The following is a 15,978-nucleotide window of genomic DNA, read 5'->3' on the forward strand; positions in this document are numbered from 1 at the left end:
TCAGATCCCCTGCCCCGGCTTCACGTCCTTGAGCTCCACCGACTCCTCGCGCCGCCGCCAGATCTGCGCGGTCGCGTCCTGCCGCTTGATCCCCTCGCGATGCCGGAGCGTCAGCACGATGGCGCCGACCATGGCGACGAAGAGGACAAGGCCCGAAAGCTGGAAGAAGAAGACGTATTTCGTGTAGATCAGCCGCCCGAGCGCGACCGTGTTCGTCACGTCCTCCGGCGCCGGCGTCTCCGCCATGCGCTGGATCGGCGCCTCCGGCGCGATCACCCAGGCGCCGATGACAAGCGACAGTTCGAGCAGGAGGACGACGCCGATCAGCGCGCCGATGGGCAGATAATCCGCCATGCCCTTCTTCAGCTCCGCGAAGTCCACGTCCAGCATCATCACGACGAAGAGGAAGAGGACGGCGACCGCGCCGACATAGACGATGATCAGCAGCATCGCCACGAACTCCGCCCCGAGGAGGACGAAGAGCCCCGCCGCGGAGAAGAAGGTCAGTATCAGCCAGAGCACCGAATGGACCGGGTTCCGCGCGAGCGTGACGAGCGCGCCGGAGACCACGGCGACCGTGGCGAAGACGTAGAAGGCGACGGCGGTCAGCCCCATGATGATCCCCTCTCGCGGCGCTCAGCGATACGCCGCGTCAAGCTCGATGTTGCGGGCGATCTCCCGCTCCCACCGGTCTCCGTTCGCGAGGAGCTTGTCCTTGTTGTAGAACAGCTCCTCCCGCGTCTCGGTCGCGAATTCGAAATTCGGGCCCTCGACAATGGCGTCCACCGGGCAGGCTTCCTGGCAGAAGCCGCAATAGATGCACTTCGTCATGTCGATGTCGTAGCGCGTGGTGCGGCGCGAGCCGTCCTCCCGCGGTTCGGCCTCGATGGTGATCGCCTGCGCCGGGCAGATCGCCTCGCAGAGCTTGCAGGCGATGCACCGCTCCTCCCCGTTCGGATAGCGGCGGAGCGCGTGTTCGCCGCGGAAGCGGGGGGAAAGCGGCCCTTTTTCAAAGGGATAGTTCAGCGTCGCCTTCGGCTTCATGAAGTATTTGAAGCCGAGCCGGAAGCCGCCGATGAAATCGGCGAGCATGAAGTACCGGAACGCCCTGTCGAACGGGATGCCCATCACGCCTCCGTCATTTCCGGCGCCGCCTCGCGCCACCGCGCCTGATAGTCGCTCTGCCAGGCCGCGCGCGCGGGCCGCGCGCCCGCTCCTTTGCGCACTTCGTAGTAGAGGTAAACCCTGCCTTCCGGAAAAGGCCGCGAAAGCCGCAGCCGCCGCCCCGTCTCCGCCGCATCCGGAAGGGGGATCGGCGGCTCGGCCGGGTTCGCGGGAAGGGCGAGGACGCGCAGAACCTCGCATCCCGCCGCCCGCTTCCAGTAGGACCAGGCGAAATCCGGGTTGAACTGGTAGAGCCCGTGGAAGGGCCAGCCGTTCATCCCGTTGGCCGAGGCGAAGATCCCGCCCGGCTTCAGCATGGCGAACACGTTGGAGAGCGCCTGCGGCGCGTCGAAGACGTGCTCGATCGTCCCGCCGTCGAAGATGAAGTCGAACGCGCCGTGAAGATGCGCAGGGACGGGCTCGTTGAGATCGTGGACATGCGCCGCGCCCTCATAGGCGCTCGCATCCATCGCCTCCATTTCGCCAAGGCCGGCGGCGCGGAAGAAGGGCTCGGCGAAGCCGTCAGGCCCCGCCAACGCCTCGGCCTCCGCCGCCACGCCCGCCCGCGCAAGCGCGAGCCGGTAGCGGCGCCGATAGCGCCCCTGGAAGTGGAAACCCTGCCGACCGAGCATCAGCCCGCGCCCCGGCGCGACATCCGCGCGGGCGCCAAGCTCCAGGAGCCGTTCGAACAGGGCGCAATCCACCCCCATGCTCACCCCCCCACGGCCCAGCGGGCGTAGCCCGGCACGCCGAACTGCGCGAAGGCGGCGACGATGACGACCCAGCCGAGCGAGAGCGGCAGGAACACCTTCCAGCCAATCCGCATCAGCTGGTCGTAGCGGTAGCGGGGGACGATGGCCTTCACCATCGCGAACATGAAGAAGAAGAACACCACCTTCAGGACGAACCAGAGAACGCCGTCCGGCAGGCCCGGAATCGGCGAAAGCCAGCCGCCGAAGAAGAGGATCGTCGTCATCGCGCACATCAGCACGATGTTCATGTATTCGCCGATCATGAAGAGGAGATACGGCGTCGACGAATACTCGACCTGATAGCCGGCGACGAGCTCCGACTCGGCCTCCGGAAGGTCGAAGGGCGGCCGGTTCGTCTCCGCCAGCGCGGAGATGAAGAAGAGCACGACCATCGGCAGATGCGGCAGCCAGTACCAGTTGAAGAACCCGAGCGAGCCATCCTGCGCCCGCACGATCTCCGAGAGGTTCAGCGAGCCGGTGGAGATCAGCACGCCGACGATGATGAAGCCGATGGAGACCTCGTAGCTCACCATCTGCGCCGCGGAGCGGAGGCCGCCGAGGAACGGGTATTTCGAGTTGGAGGCCCAGCCCCCCATGATCACGCCGTAAACCCCGAGCGAGGAGATGGCGAAGATGTAGAGGATGCCGACATTGAGGTCGGAAATCACCCAGCCGTCCGCGAACGGGATCACCACCCACATGATCGCGGCGAGCGTGAAGGTGATGAGCGGGGCGAGCAGGAACACCGCCTTGTCCGCCCCCGCGGGGATCACGACCTCCTTCACGATGAACTTCAGGAAGTCGGCGAAGGACTGGAAGAGCCCGAACGGCCCGACGACGTTCGGCCCCCGCCGGAGCTGCACCGCGGCCCAGACTTTCCGGTCCATGTAGAGGAGGAAGGCCAGCGAGACGAGGAGGGAGACCGTCACCAGCAGGCATTGCCCGAGGATGATGAGGAAGGTCCCCGCATTGGTGTCGAAGAAGTCCATCAGGCCTCGCCTTCGCGGGGCAGGCCCGCTTCATCGCAATAGATCAGCCAGTCGGCCACGGGCGCGGCGCGCCCCTCCGCCGGCGCCGCCCCGGCGGATCGCGCGGCCGTCGCGGCGGTCTGATAGACGAGATCGGCGGTCACCGCATCCCCCTCCTCTTCCCGCTGCGCGACCCCGCCGACCCATTCGAGCGCGCCGGCCCCCTCGCCCCGCGCGCGCTTCGCGGCGAGGCAGTGATGCGCCTCCAGCGCATCCTCGTTCCGGGCGAAACCCGTCACACGGATCACCCCGCCCTCGACCGAGGCGACCGTGAGAGGAGCCGGGGGCGGCGCCTCCGGCTTCGGCAGGGCGCCGACCGCGCCGCCGCCGCCGCCCGGCGGCGCGCAGGCCGCGAGGCCGAGGAGGAGGAAAGCGCGCTTCACTCCGCCGCCATCCGCGCCGCGCGGCGCGCCTTCGCGTCCCGCGACAGCGCCGCCATGATCTCGGAGGCGCGGGCGATGGGGTTGGTGAGGTAATGGTCCTCGATCGCGGGGCGGAACGCCGCCTTCTCCATCGCCCCCGCCGGCTCCGCCTTCCACTCCGCCGGTTCGACCTGGTCGACCCGCGCGAGATGCGGATGCGCGGCGAAGAGCGCGGCGCGGAGCTGGTCCATGCTGTTCCACGGAAGCGCGGCGCCCATCTCCCCGGAAAGCGCGCGGAGGATCGCCCAATCCTCCTTCGCCTCGCCCGGCGGGAAGCCGGCGCGGTTGGCGATCTGCGCGCGCCCCTCGGTGTTCACGAAGAGGCCGGATTGCTCGGTATAGGCCGCGCCGGGCAGGATCACGTCCGCCCGGTGGGCGCCCCGGTCTCCGTGGCTGCCCTGATAGATGACGAAGGCGCCCTCCGGCATCTCGCATTCGTCGGCGCCGAGATTGTAGACCACCTCCGCCCCTTCGAGCGCCGCCGCCATGCCGCCCTCGGTCGCGAAGCCGAGGTCCATCGCGCCGACCCGGCTCGCCGCCGTATGGAGGACGAGGAAGCCCGAGCCCGAAACCTCCGCCATCTTCATGGCGTTCCCGAGCACCGCCGCGCCGTCCGGCCTGCGGAGCGCGCCCTGCCCGAGGATGACAAGCGTGCGCTTCGCCTTCGTCTCCTCCGAGACGCCGTCCGCGATCATCGCGGCGAGGCTCTCGGGGCCGGCGCCGGCGTGGAAATACTCGTAGGTCAGGTCCGCCGGCTCCCCGATCAGCGCGACGGAGGCCCCGTTGAGCCAGGCCTTGCGGATGCGGGCGTTCAGCACCGGCGCCTCGATGCGCGGATTGGTCCCGACGAGGAGGATCATCTCCGCCGCGTCGATATCCGCGACCCGCGCCGTGCCGACATAGCCGGAACGGTTCCCGACGGGGAGCGCGGCGCCGTCCGTCCGGCATTCCACCTTGCCGCCGAGCCCCTCGACGAGCGCCTTCAGCGAGAACATCGCCTCGACCGGCGCGAGATCGCCCGCGAGCGCGGCGACCCTGCCGCCCTTCAGCTTCGCGGCGGCGAGCGCCAGCGCCTCGGGCCATGCGGCGGGGCGGAGCTTGCCGTTCTCGCGAATATAGGGACGGTCCAGCCGCTGCCGGCGGAGGCCGTCGCAGATATGGCGCGCCTTGTCGGCGATCCACTCCTCGTTCACCTCGTCATGGTTGCGCGGCAGGATGCGCATGACCTCGCGCCCCCGCGCATCGACCCTGATGTTGGAGCCGAGCGCGTCCATCACGTCGATGCTCTCGGTCTTCTTCAGCTCCCAGGGCCGGGCGTTGAAGGCGTAGGGCTTGTTCGTCAGCGCGCCGACCGGGCAGAGATCGACCACGTTGCCGATCATCTCAGAATCGAGCGCGGCGTTGAGATAGGAGGCGATCTCCGAATCCTCGCCCCGCCCCGTCTGCCCCATCTGCGTCACGCCGCAGATTTCCGTGGTGTAGCGGACGCAGCGCGTGCAGGAGATGCAGCGCGTCATCTGCGTGCCGACAAGCGGGCCGAGATGGATGTCGTCCGCCGCCCGCTTCGGCTCGCGGTAGCGCGAAAAGTCGACGCCATAGGCCATCGCCTGGTCCTGGAGGTCGCACTCGCCCCCCTGGTCGCAGATCGGGCAGTCGAGCGGGTGGTTGATGAGGAGGAACTCCATCACCCCCTCCCGCGCCTTCTTCACCATCGGCGTGTTGGTGAAGACCTCGGGCGGCTGCCCTTCCGGCCCGGGCCGGAGGTCCCGCACCTGCATGGCGCAGGAGGCGGCGGGCTTCGGCGGGCCACCCTTCACCTCGACAAGGCACATCCGGCAATTGCCGGCGATGGAGAGCCGCTCATGGTAGCAGAAGCGGGGGATTTCCTTGCCCGCCGCCTCGCAGGCCTGAAGGAGCGTCAGCGCCCCCTCGACCTCGACCTCGATCCCGTCGACCTTGATCTTCTTCAGGGTGCTCATCGCTTCGCCTCGCTGATCGCGGGCGCGCCCGCGATCCATGTCTTCAGTCCGGCGAGGAGCCGCGCCAGGGCGCCCGCCGCGCGGGGGGCCTCCGGCGCGCTCACGCCCTCCGTCCGCGCCGCCGCCTCGCGGAGCATGTGGCGGAGATGATCGGGGTTGTCGCCCATGCACATGGCTCAGCCCTTCCCCGCCGCTTCATAGGCCGCGAACAGCGCCGAAACCGTTACGCCGTTGATCGTCATCCCCGTCATGTTCGCGTTCTCGATGGAGGCGCCCGAAAGGTTCACGTCGCCGAACCGCGCGCCGCTCATGTCCGCATCCGCGAAAGACGCCGCGGCGAGGCGCGCGTTGGTGAACGCGGCGCCCGTCATGTCCACATCGTCGAAGACCGAGCCGGCGATGGCCGCCCGCCGGATCTCCAGCCGCTCCCTGATATCCGCCAGCTCCATCGCGCTACTCCGCCGCCACGCCGTCGCAGGCCCGGCTCTTCCAGAGCCGCGCCTCCTCCAGCCAGTCCCACCCGAAGGCGTGGTCGGAGGGGCCGTGAGCCTCAAGGTGACGGAACCGGGCCATCGCCTCGTCGATGGTCGGGCGATGCCCGGCGGGCACATGCCACATGACGAAGCGGAGCGCATCCGTCAGGTCGTACCATTCCGCCTTCCGCTCATAGAAGGCGCGATGGACCGTGTTCCAGACGAAGGCTTCGAGCGCCTCGACGCTCTCCCAGACCGAGAGGGTGGACGCCGTGCGCGGGTTTCCGCCGAGCGGCCCTTCCGGATCGTTCTGCGCCCGGTCCATCTCTTCGTCCGACAGCCGCCAGACGAAGCCCGGGCTCCGCGCGGCGACGCCGTTCACGAGGTCGAGCCCCTCCGCAAAATCCTTCACGCGCGGGTCGTCCCAGTCGTGCCGCAGTATGCCGATGTTGAACTCGGCGAGGTGCTGGGCGCCGCCTGTCACTCCGCCGCGACCGCGCTGACGCGGCCCCTCTGCTTCGCCTTGATCCGGTCCTCGATCTCGCCGCGGTAATGGCGGATGAGGCCCTGGATCGGCCAGGCCGCGGCGTCGCCGAGGGCGCAAATCGTGTGGCCCTCCACCTGCTTGGTGACCTCCTGCAGCATGTCGATCTCCTCGAGCGCCGCATCGCCCGTCACCAGCCGCTCCATCACGCGCATCATCCAGCCCGTGCCCTCGCGGCAGGGGGTGCACTGGCCGCAGCTCTCATGCTTGTAGAAGGCGGAGAGACGCCAGATCGCCTTGATGACGTCCACCGAATTGTCCATCACGATCACCGCGGCGGTGCCGAGGCCGGAGCGCTGCTCGCGCAGCCAGTCGAAATCCATGATCGCGCCGTCGCGCATCATCTCGCCGGGGAGAAGCGGCACGGAGGAGCCGCCGGGGATCACGGCCTTCAGGTTGTCCCACCCGCCGCGGATGCCGCCGCAATGCCGGTCGATCAGCTCGTCGAACGGGATCGACATCGCCTCCTCGACGACGCAGGGCCGGTTCACATGGCCGGAAATCGCGAAGACCTTGGTGCCCGCGTTGTTCGCCCGCCCGAAGGAGGCGAACCAGTCCGCCCCGCGGCGGAGGATCGTCGGCGCCACCGCGATGGACTCGACGTTGTTCACCGTCGTCGGGCAGCCGTAGAGGCCGGTATTCGCGGGGAAAGGCGGTTTCAGCCGCGGCATCCCCTTCTTGCCTTCGAGGGATTCGAGAAGCGCCGTCTCCTCCCCGCAGATATAGGCCCCGGCGCCGTGGTGGAGATAGAGGTCGAAATCCCAGCCGGATTTCGCGGCGTTCTTCCCCAGCAGCCCGGCGTCATAGCATTCGTCGATGGCGGCCTGCAGCGCCTCCCGCTCCCGCACATATTCGCCGCGGATGTAGATGTAGCAGGCATGGGCGTTCATCGCGAAGGAGGCGATGAGGCAGCCCTCGATCAGCGTGTGGGGATCATGGCGCATGATCTCCCGGTCCTTGCAGGTGCCGGGCTCGGATTCGTCCGCGTTGACCACGAGATAGGAGGGCCGCCCGTCCGATTCCTTCGGCATGAAGGACCATTTGAGCCCGGTCGGGAACCCCGCGCCGCCCCGCCCGCGGAGGCCGGAGGCCTTCATCTCGCTGACGATCGCGTCCCGGCCGCGGGCGATGATGCCCGCCGTCCCGTCCCAGCAGCCGCGGGCCATCGCGCCCTTCAGGCTGCGGTCGCGCATCCCGTAGAGATTGGTGAAGATCCGGTCCTTGTCGTCCAGCATGTCTCTCTCTTCCCGTCTCTTCGGGGGTTCAGGCGCCCGAAAGCGCCTTCGCCTGCTCGATCCAGCCTTCGCGTTCGATCCGGCCCTTGAAGTTCAGCTGCTCGTCCACCCGCGCCACGTCCTCCGCCGACCAGCCGGCGATCTGCGCATAGGTGAGAACGCCGAGCGCGTGGAGCTTGCCTTCAAGCACCGGGCCGACGCCCTTGATCTTCTTCAGGTCGTCCGCGCCCTCCGGCGCCGGCTTCGGGGCCTCGTATTTCCAGGAACCCACGCCGTCGCGCAGCGTCGCCTCCTCGGCCAGCGGCGCGCTCGGCCTGATCGCAGTCTGGCCCCCGGTCTTCGCAGCCATGCCGCTGTCGGCGCGGACGCCGGACGACCAGTGGCCGCCTGCAACCGGGGCCGTGGGCTCCGCCGCGACAGGCGCGACCGGCTCGGGCTCCTTCGGCGCGGGCGCCCGCGGGGCCGGCGGCGCGGGCCGCGGCAAGGTGGACGTGGGGATCGAGGGCTTCGGCGCAAAGGGCGCCGCCGCGGCGCCCGCGGCGTGGGCCGGCTGGCGGCAGATCAGCTTCGGCAGCCATGTCCAGAGCCCGATGGCGAAGAGGACGAAGAGGACGATGGTCGCGACCGCGAATTCCCCGACGATCATTCGCGCCGCGACCGCCGCGACGATGATCGCGAGCGTGTAGGACACGACCCTGCACATGCTGGCGGACATTCGCTTTCCTCCCTATCCGGCGGACAGTTTCCGGGCCTGTTCGACCCAGCCGTCCCGCTCGATTCTCCCCTTGAACTTCAGCCGCGCGTCGACCCAGGCGATCTCCGCCGGGCCCCACGCGGCGATCTGGTCGAAATGCCAGAATCCCATCTCGTTCAGCAGCGCCTCAAGCTTCGGGCCGACGCCGTCGATCTTCTGCAGGTCGTCCGCCGCGCCGCCGCGGGGGGCGGAGAGCGTCTCGGGCTCCAGCTCCTCGACAGTCGGGGCCGCCGGTTCGGCGGCCGGGCGCGCGATCTTCTCCGCCTCGTCGGGCCGGGGCTCGGCTTTCGGCGTCGGCGCCTCGCCCTTCGGCGCGGCGGGGGCGACCGAGGGGCGGGACATGCCGCGCCCGTCCGTGATGCGGGAGACCGTATCGCCGAGCGCGAGGGCGAGCGCGACGGAGCCGTTCGCCGCCTCGCGCGCCTTCGCGGGAACCTTCAGGCTCGTCTCCCCGCCCAGCGGCTCGGAGGCGAAGCGGCCGTTCTGCGGCCCCGGCTTCGGCGTCTTGCCTGCCGCGAAATCGTCGATGATCCCGGCGAAGCCCTCCGCCGTCAGGTCCTCGTAATAGTCCTTGCCGATCTGCGCCATCGGCGCGTTGGCGCAGGCGCCGAGGCACTCGACCTCCTCCCAGGAAAATTTCCCGTCGGGCGAGAGCATGTGCGGCTCCGGCGCGATCCGGTCCTTCGCCACGGCCACAAGATCCTCCGCGCCGCAGATCATGCAGGAAAGCGTGCCGCAGATCTGGAAATGCGCGACGGAGCCCACGGGCTTCATCTGGAACATGAAGTAGAAGGTCGCGACCTCCAGCACGCGGATCTCCGCCATGCCGAGCATCTTCGCCACCGTCTCGATGATCGGGCGGGAGACCCAGCCCTCCTGCTCCTGCGCGCGCCAGAGGAGCGGAATGACGGCGGATGCCTGCCGCCCCTCGGGATATTTCGCGATCTGCGACTCCGCCCAGCGGAGATTCTCCGGCGTGAAGGCGAAGGAGGCGGGCTGTTCGTGATGGAGGCGGCGGAGCATCAGGCGGTCGCTTTCTCGTAGTCGGAGAGTTGCGCGTCGCCCCGGAGGCGCAGCGCGTCGGCGCAGAAATCGGCGCCATTCGGCCATGCGACGCCGGAGCCGAACTCGTCGATCGCAACGCGGCGGAAAAGGTCCGGATCGTTCAGGGCTTCGAGCAGGTGATGCCGCCGCAAAAGCTCGGACACGTCGACCCTGCGATGCTCCCCGTCCGACCAGACGATGTCGAGCAGGCCAGGCGCCGCTGCGCGCACGGAGAGGAGCTTCGGAAGCCGGCTCACGGGTTGAACTCCCGCCATTTCGCCTCGAGCGTTGCGCGGTTGGCGGCGGCCCAATCACGCGCCTCCCGCTCCGCTCGTCTGTCCACCGCGCCTTCCAGGATCGCGAGGGAGGCGATGGTCATCCGCGCCTCGGAGTCCGGCGTGACGATATGGAAGTGCGGCGGATTGTGGTCACGAAAATACATCGCGATCACGCAGTACTTGAGGCGGACGAGGACGGGCATCTCACCGGTCGATCTCCCCGAACACCACGTCCAGCGAGCCCAGGATCGCGCTCACATCCGCCAGCTGGTGCCCCTTGCAGATATGGTCCATCGCCGCGAGATGCGGGAAGCCCGGCGCCCGGAGCTTCGCGCGCCAGGGCTTGTTGGTGCCGTCCGCCACCAGATAGACGCCGAACTCGCCCTTCGGCGCCTCGACGCAGGCGTAGACCTCGCCCTCCGGCACCCGGAAGCCCTCGGTGTAGAGCTTGAAGTGATGGATCAGCGCCTCCATCGAGCGCTTCATCTCGCCGCGCTTCGGCGGGGCGATCTTGCCGTCGCGGGTGATGACGGGCTCGCCCTTCACCTTGTCCAGCTTTTCAAGCGCCTGGCGCATGATCTTCACGCTCTCCCGCATCTCTTCCATGCGGCAGAGATAGCGGTCATAGCAGTCGCCGTGCTTGCCGACGGGGATCAGGAAGTCGAACTCGTTGTAAAGCTCGTAGGGCTGCGCGCGCCGCAGGTCCCATGACCAGCCCGAGCCGCGGACCATGACGCCGGAGAAGCCGAGCGCCTGCGCCTCCTCGATGCTCACGACGCCGATATCGACATTGCGCTGCTTGAAGATGCGGTTGTCCGTCAGCAGCCCTTCGAGATCGTCGAGGATGGAGGGGAACTCCTCCGTCCACTGCCAGATGTCGTCGCAGAGCGCGTCCGGCAGGTCCTGATGCACGCCGCCGGGGCGGAAATAGGCCGAGTGGAGCCGCGCGCCGCAGGCCCGCTCGTAGAAGACCATGAGCTTCTCGCGCTCCTCGAACCCCCAGAGCGGGGGGGTGAGCGCGCCCACGTCCATCGCCTGCGTCGTGACGTTGAGGAGGTGGTTGAGGATGCGCCCGATCTCGCAATAGAGGATGCGGATCAGCGAGCCGCGCCGCGGCACGGCCGTCTCCGTCAGCCGCTCGATGGCGAGGCACCAGGCATGCTCCTGGTTCATCGGCGCGACGTAATCGAGCCGGTCGAAATAGGGCAGGTTCTGGAGATAGGTGCGGCTCTCCATCAGCTTCTCGGTGCCGCGGTGGAGGAGGCCGATATGCGGGTCCGTCCGCTCCACGATCTCCCCGTCCAGCTCCAGCACGAGGCGGAGAACGCCATGCGCCGCAGGGTGCTGCGGGCCGAAGTTGATGTTGAAGTTCCGGATGCGCTGCTCCGGCGTCTTGAAGTCTCCGTCCATCGTCAGAGCTCCGGGCCTTCCGCGACGCGGAAGACCTTGGAGATCACGACCCAGCGGCCGTCCAGCTTCAGGAAGTTGAGATAATCCGTGAAGCGGCGCGGCGGCAGGGCCACCGAGAGCGTCACATGCGCCATCTCCGGCCCCTCGGACCGGACGGCGTGGATCGCGTAATCCGGCGCGCCCGGCATCGCGCCGCGCGCCTTCGCGCGGTCGAGGAACACCTGCCTGCTGTTCTCGATCAGCGCGCCGTTCTGCGCGGCGTAGAGGTTGGCGCGCGGATGGAACAGCGCCTCCAGCCCCGCCACGTCGCCCTCATGGAGCGCGACGCAATAGGCGACGGCGGCGGCTTCGACCTCGGCGAGGGCGGAATCGTCAAGCATCAGGCGGCTCCCTTCTTCTCGTCGCCGGGGAGGATGTAGTCGGCGCCCTCCCACGGGCTCATGAAGTCGAACTGGCGGTATTCCTGCACGAGGCTCACGGGTTCATAGACGACCCGCTTCTGCTCCTCATCGTAGCGGACCTCGACATAGCCGGTCGTCGGAAAGTCCTTCCGGAGCGGATGGCCGCGGAAGCCGTAATCCGTGAGGATGCGGCGGAGGTCCGGATGGCCGGAGAACATCACGCCGTACATGTCGAACACCTCGCGCTCGAACCAGTCGGCGCAGGGGAAGACGGAGACGCAGGAGGGGACGAACTGATCCTCCGCCACGGCTACCTTCACCCGCAGGCGCTGGTTCTGCCGCATCGAGAGGAGGTGATAGACGACGTCGAACCGCGCCTCCCGCCCCGGCCAGTCCACCCCGCAGATGTCCACCAGCGTGGTGAACTGCATGGCGCCGTTCGTCTTCAGCCAGGTCAGCAGCTCGATCAGCGCGCCCGGGCCTGTCTCCACCGTCAGCTCGCCGTTGGCGACCGCCGACGAGACGAGCGCGGCGCCCTTCGCCGCCTCGATCTGCTCGCTGAGCTCGTTGAGAGCCTCGCTCATGCGCCCTCCTATCGGACTATGGTTCCCGTCCGGCGGATTTTCTTCTGCAGTTGCAGGATGCCGTAGAGCAGCGCCTCCGCCGTCGGCGGGCAGCCGGGAACGTAGATGTCCACCGGCACGATCCGGTCGCAGCCGCGGACGACGGAATAGCTGTAATGGTAGTAGCCGCCGCCATTGGCGCAGGAGCCCATGGAGATGACGTAGCGCGGCTCCGGCATCTGGTCATAGACCTTGCGGAGCGCCGGGGCCATCTTGTTGGTCAGCGTGCCGGCGACGATCATCACGTCGGATTGCCGCGGGCTCGCGCGCGGCGCGAAGCCGAAGCGTTCCGCGTCATAGCGCGGCATCGAGGTCTGCATCATCTCGACGGCGCAGCAGGCGAGGCCGAAGGTCATCCAGAAGAGCGAGCCGGTGCGCGCCCAGTTCACGAGATCCTCGGCCGTCGTCAGCAGATAGCCGCGATCCGCCAGCTCGGCGGAGACGTTCCGCGCCAGCACATCCTTGTCGGCGCCCGCGGCGACCGGTCCTGCGGTCACTCCCATTCGAGGGCTCCCTTCTTCCATTCATAGGCGAAGCCGACCGTCAGCACGCCGAGGAACACGATCATCGACCAGAATCCGAAGAGCCCGATATCCTGGAAGGCGACCGCCCAGGGAAACAGGAACGCGACTTCGAGGTCGAAGATGATGAAGAGGATCGACACGAGGTAGAATCGCACGTCGAACTTCATCCGCGCATCGTCGAAGGCGTTGAACCCGCATTCATAGGCGGAGATCTTTTCCGGGTCCGGCCGCCGCACGGCGAGCACGAGAGCCGCGATCATCAGCAGCAATCCGAGCCCCAGCGCCAGCCCGAGAAAGATCAGGATCGGCAGGTATTCCCGCAGCAGATCATCCATGCGTCCGGTCTCCCCTGCGCTATCTTGCAGTGCAGCGCACGTCGCCCCGTCTCTACTCCCGCCCCCCCTTCCGGTCAACCGAGACCGGGGGGCGATTCCGCGCTCCGGCGCCTGTCCGCATGAGCATCCGGGTGGACGGGGCGCAGCGCGTCGGCGGCTCCGGCATCGCATCGGGGGCGTGAAAAAACCGTTATCCCGCGCGATTCCGGCGCATTCGAAAGACGGCTTCGGAGGGGGGAGGGAGATGGCGCGGTTGACGGGGCTCGAACCCGCGACCCCCGGCGTGACAGGCCGGTACTCTAACCGACTGAGCTACAACCGCGCATCTCTCCCGCCAGCGTCGCCGCCGGCGTGAGCGTTTCTCTATTCAAGCCGGGCGGGCGCGTCAAGCGCGTGGAAACCGAAATTGTCACGATGGCGGTGGTGGGCGGTGACGGGATCGAACCGCCGACATCCTCGGTGTAAACGAGGCGCTCTGCCAGCTGAGCTAACCGCCCTTCGCCGGCGGGTTTAGACGAGCGCGGGGCGAAAGGCAAAGCGCCTTTCGCCCCGCGCGGCAGGTCAATGGGCGGAGGCGCCCGATTCCTGGCCGCCCTTGGCGGCGAGCGCCGCCGCCTCCGCCGCCTCGTCCCATTCGATGGGCTCGGGCGCCCGGACGAGCGCGCGCCGCAGCACCTCGGAGACGGTGGAGACCGGGATGATCTCCAGCCCGTTCTTCACATTGTCCGGAATCTCCGGCAGGTCCTTGGCGTTGTCCTTCGGGATCAGAACCGTCGTGACGCCGCCGCGAAGCGCCGCGAGGAGCTTCTCCTTCAGCCCGCCGATGGGCAGGACATTGCCGCGGAGCGTCACCTCCCCCGTCATCGCCACATCGCGGCGGACGGGGATGCCCGTGAGCATGGAGACGATGGAGGTCACCATGCCGATGCCGGCGGAGGGCCCGTCCTTCGGCGTCGCGCCTTCGGGGACATGGACATGGATGTCGATCTTCTCGAACTCGGGCGGCTTCACGCCGATGGAGATCGCCTGGCTCCGCACATAGGAGGAGGCCGCGTCGATCGATTCCTTCATCACGTCGCCGAGCTTGCCGGTCGTCTTCATGCGGCCCTTCCCGGGCAGCTTCAGCGCCTCGATGGAGAGGAGGTCGCCCCCCACCTCCGTCCAGGCGAGGCCGGTGACGACGCCGACCTCGTCCTTCTCCTCGGCGAGGCCGAACTTGAAGCGGCGGACGCCGAGCATCTTCTCCAGCCGCTCGGGCGTGACGACGACCTTCTTCTCCGCGCCCTTGACGATCTCCGTCACCGCCTTGCGGCAGAGCTTGGCGATCTCGCGTTCGAGATTCCGGACTCCGGCCTCCCGCGTGTAATAGCGGACGATGTCGATCAGCGCCTCGTCCGTCAGGCTGAACTCGCCCTTGGTGAGGCCGTGGCCCTTCATCTGCTTCTCGATGAGGTGGCGCCGCGCGATCTCGGCCTTCTCGTCCTCGGTGTAGCCCGAGAGCGGGATGATCTCCATCCGGTCGAGGAGCGGCCGGGGCATGTTGTAGCTGTTGGCCGTGGTGATGAACATCACGTTCGAGAGGTCGTATTCGACCTCAAGGTAATGGTCCATGAACGTGGCGTTCTGCTCCGGGTCCAGCACCTCCAGCATCGCGGAGGCCGGGTCGCCGCGGAAGTCCTGCCCCATCTTGTCGATCTCGTCGAGCAGGATGAGCGGGTTCGTCGTCTTGGCCTTCTTCATGGACTGGATGATCTTGCCCGGCATGGAGCCGATATAGGTCCGCCGGTGGCCGCGGATCTCCGCCTCGTCCCGGACGCCGCCGAGCGAGATGCGGATGAACTCGCGCCCCGTCGCCTTCGCGACCGACTTGCCGAGCGAGGTCTTGCCGACGCCCGGCGGGCCGACGAGGCAGAGGATCGGGCCCTTCAGCTTCTTCGAGCGCTGCTGGACGGCGAGATACTCGACCATCCGCTCCTTGACCTTCTCCAGCCCGAAATGATCCGCATCGAGGATCTCCTCGGCCTTCTTCAGGTCCTTCTTGACGCGGGACTTCACGCCCCACGGGATCGAGAGCATCCAGTCGAGATAGTTCCGCACCACCGTCGCCTCGGCGGACATGGGGGACATCTGGCGGAGCTTCTTGACCTCCGCGAGCGCCTTCTCCCGCGCCTCCTTGGAGAGCTTGGTGCCCTCGATCCGCTCCTGGTATTCCGTCGCCGCGTCCGCGCCCTCCTCGCCGTCGCCGAGTTCGCGCTGGATCGCCTTCATCTGCTCGTTGAGGTAATATTCCCGCTGCGTCTTCTCCATCTGGGACTTGACGCGCGTCTTGATCTTCCGCTCGACCTGCAGGACGGAAATCTCCCCCTGCATCAGGCCGTAGATGCGCTCCAGCCGCTTGGCGACATCCGTCATCTCCAGCAGCGCCTGCTTTTCGGAGAGGTTGACGCCGAGATGGCCGGCGATCGTGTCCGCGAGCTTGGCGGGCTCCTTGATCTGGGAGACGGTGCCGACGGCCTCCTGCGGCACGCTCTTGTTGAGCTTGACGTACTTCTCGAACTCGGCGGCGATGGAGCGGCTCAGCGCCTCGACGGCGTCCTTGTCGCCGGCCGTTTCCGGCAGGATCGTGGCCGAAGCCTCGAAATAATCCTCGCGGTCGCCGAAATTGTCGATCCGCGCGCGGGCCTTGCCCTCGACCAGGACCTTCACGGTCCCGTCCGGCAGCTTCAGGAGCTGGAGCACGCTCGCCACGGTGCCGATCCCGTAGATCGAGTCGGCGCCGGGCTCGTCCTCCGAAGGGTCCTTCTGCGAGGCGAGGAGGATCGACTTGTCGTCCTTCATCACCGCCTCGAGCGCGCGCACGGACTTCTCCCGCCCCACGAAGAGCGGAACGATCATGTGCGGGAAGACGACGATGTCGCGAAGCGGCAGAACGGGAAGCGTGGCCGCTTCGGGCGAGTGATCGGTCATGTGTCTGCTTTCTACTTGCGGCGAACGGGCGCGGCCCGCAGGCGG

20 protein-coding genes and 2 tRNA genes are annotated in these 15,978 nt (G+C 67.9%); all 22 read right to left on the reverse strand.

The genetic code is table 11. The annotated features are described in order from the left end of the window. A complete protein-coding gene (locus tag ACE37J_RS06480) occupies nt 1-615 on the reverse strand; it encodes an NADH-quinone oxidoreductase subunit J (protein WP_409708846.1) in 615 nt (204 codons plus the stop codon). Nucleotides 616-636: 21 nt separating this feature from the next. Beyond that, the gene (gene nuoI / locus ACE37J_RS06485) at nt 637-1,128 is read right to left on the reverse strand and encodes an NADH-quinone oxidoreductase subunit NuoI (protein ID WP_409708849.1); all 492 of its coding nucleotides are present in this window, start codon (nt 1,126-1,128) and stop codon (nt 637-639) included. Continuing rightward, nucleotides 1,128-1,874, reverse strand: a complete 747-nt coding sequence (locus ACE37J_RS06490) for a class I SAM-dependent methyltransferase (protein WP_409708852.1) — start codon at nt 1,872-1,874, stop codon at nt 1,128-1,130. Before ACE37J_RS06490 ends, nuoI begins: the two co-directional genes overlap by 1 nt. A 2-nt stretch (nt 1,875-1,876) precedes the next feature. Continuing rightward, complete coding sequence (gene nuoH, locus ACE37J_RS06495; RefSeq protein ID WP_409709276.1) at nt 1,877-2,908, reverse strand: NADH-quinone oxidoreductase subunit NuoH; 1,032 nt, start codon at nt 2,906-2,908, stop codon at nt 1,877-1,879. After that, complete coding sequence (locus ACE37J_RS06500) at nt 2,905-3,327, reverse strand: hypothetical protein (protein WP_409708855.1); 423 nt, start codon at nt 3,325-3,327, stop codon at nt 2,905-2,907. Before ACE37J_RS06500 ends, nuoH begins: the two co-directional genes overlap by 4 nt. Continuing rightward, nucleotides 3,324-5,345 carry an NADH-quinone oxidoreductase subunit NuoG gene (gene nuoG / locus ACE37J_RS06505; protein WP_409708858.1) on the reverse strand — a complete coding sequence of 674 codons (2,022 nt, stop codon included), beginning with the start codon at nt 5,343-5,345 and terminating at the stop codon, nt 3,324-3,326. The genes ACE37J_RS06500 and nuoG overlap by 4 nt, the downstream gene beginning before the upstream one ends. Continuing rightward, nucleotides 5,342-5,512 (reverse strand): hypothetical protein, encoded by a 171-nt coding sequence (locus ACE37J_RS06510; protein ID WP_409708861.1) that lies wholly within the window; start codon nt 5,510-5,512, stop codon nt 5,342-5,344. Before ACE37J_RS06510 ends, nuoG begins: the two co-directional genes overlap by 4 nt. 9 nt (nt 5,513-5,521) lie before the next feature. Continuing rightward, nucleotides 5,522-5,794: a pentapeptide repeat-containing protein gene (locus ACE37J_RS06515; protein WP_409708864.1), complete on the reverse strand. Its 273-nt coding sequence runs from the start codon at nt 5,792-5,794 to the stop codon at nt 5,522-5,524. Between the two features lie 4 nt (nt 5,795-5,798). Continuing rightward, nucleotides 5,799-6,302, reverse strand: a complete 504-nt coding sequence (locus ACE37J_RS06520; RefSeq protein WP_409708867.1) for a DUF3291 domain-containing protein — start codon at nt 6,300-6,302, stop codon at nt 5,799-5,801. After that, nucleotides 6,299-7,597, reverse strand: a complete 1,299-nt coding sequence (gene nuoF / locus ACE37J_RS06525; protein WP_409708870.1) for an NADH-quinone oxidoreductase subunit NuoF — start codon at nt 7,595-7,597, stop codon at nt 6,299-6,301. Before nuoF ends, ACE37J_RS06520 begins: the two co-directional genes overlap by 4 nt. A gap of 28 nt (nt 7,598-7,625) precedes the next feature. Further along, nucleotides 7,626-8,312 (reverse strand): hypothetical protein, encoded by a 687-nt coding sequence (locus ACE37J_RS06530; RefSeq protein WP_409708873.1) that lies wholly within the window; start codon nt 8,310-8,312, stop codon nt 7,626-7,628. A gap of 12 nt (nt 8,313-8,324) precedes the next feature. Next, nucleotides 8,325-9,374: an NADH-quinone oxidoreductase subunit NuoE gene (nuoE, locus tag ACE37J_RS06535; RefSeq protein ID WP_409708876.1), complete on the reverse strand. Its 1,050-nt coding sequence runs from the start codon at nt 9,372-9,374 to the stop codon at nt 8,325-8,327. Beyond that, complete coding sequence (locus ACE37J_RS06540; protein ID WP_409708879.1) at nt 9,374-9,652, reverse strand: DUF2442 domain-containing protein; 279 nt, start codon at nt 9,650-9,652, stop codon at nt 9,374-9,376. The genes nuoE and ACE37J_RS06540 overlap by 1 nt, the downstream gene beginning before the upstream one ends. Beyond that, nucleotides 9,649-9,876 (reverse strand): DUF4160 domain-containing protein, encoded by a 228-nt coding sequence (locus tag ACE37J_RS06545; RefSeq protein ID WP_409708882.1) that lies wholly within the window; start codon nt 9,874-9,876, stop codon nt 9,649-9,651. Before ACE37J_RS06545 ends, ACE37J_RS06540 begins: the two co-directional genes overlap by 4 nt. A gap of 1 nt (nt 9,877) precedes the next feature. Next, a complete protein-coding gene (locus tag ACE37J_RS06550; RefSeq protein ID WP_409708885.1) occupies nt 9,878-11,083 on the reverse strand; it encodes an NADH-quinone oxidoreductase subunit D in 1,206 nt (401 codons plus the stop codon). Between the two features lie 2 nt (nt 11,084-11,085). Continuing rightward, nucleotides 11,086-11,463, reverse strand: coding sequence for a nuclear transport factor 2 family protein (locus tag ACE37J_RS06555; protein ID WP_409708888.1), 378 nt, complete (start codon nt 11,461-11,463; stop codon nt 11,086-11,088). Then, complete coding sequence (locus ACE37J_RS06560; protein WP_409708891.1) at nt 11,463-12,068, reverse strand: NADH-quinone oxidoreductase subunit C; 606 nt, start codon at nt 12,066-12,068, stop codon at nt 11,463-11,465. Before ACE37J_RS06560 ends, ACE37J_RS06555 begins: the two co-directional genes overlap by 1 nt. Nucleotides 12,069-12,076: 8 nt before the next feature. Beyond that, a complete protein-coding gene (locus ACE37J_RS06565) occupies nt 12,077-12,610 on the reverse strand; it encodes a NuoB/complex I 20 kDa subunit family protein (RefSeq protein WP_409708894.1) in 534 nt (177 codons plus the stop codon). After that, the gene (locus ACE37J_RS06570; protein WP_409708897.1) at nt 12,601-12,966 is read right to left on the reverse strand and encodes an NADH-quinone oxidoreductase subunit A; all 366 of its coding nucleotides are present in this window, start codon (nt 12,964-12,966) and stop codon (nt 12,601-12,603) included. Before ACE37J_RS06570 ends, ACE37J_RS06565 begins: the two co-directional genes overlap by 10 nt. Before the next feature lie 245 nt (nt 12,967-13,211). Then, nucleotides 13,212-13,288, reverse strand: a tRNA-Asp gene (locus ACE37J_RS06575). 99 nt (nt 13,289-13,387) lie between these two features. Next, nucleotides 13,388-13,463, reverse strand: a tRNA-Val gene (locus ACE37J_RS06580). A 64-nt stretch (nt 13,464-13,527) separates the two neighbouring features. Further along, nucleotides 13,528-15,933 (reverse strand): endopeptidase La, encoded by a 2,406-nt coding sequence (lon, locus tag ACE37J_RS06585; RefSeq protein WP_409708900.1) that lies wholly within the window; start codon nt 15,931-15,933, stop codon nt 13,528-13,530. Nucleotides 15,934-15,978: the final 45 nt, after the last annotated feature.

Source organism: Pikeienuella sp. (genome assembly GCF_046290545.1).
In the GTDB taxonomy this organism is placed as follows: domain Bacteria; phylum Pseudomonadota; class Alphaproteobacteria; order Rhodobacterales; family Rhodobacteraceae; genus Pikeienuella.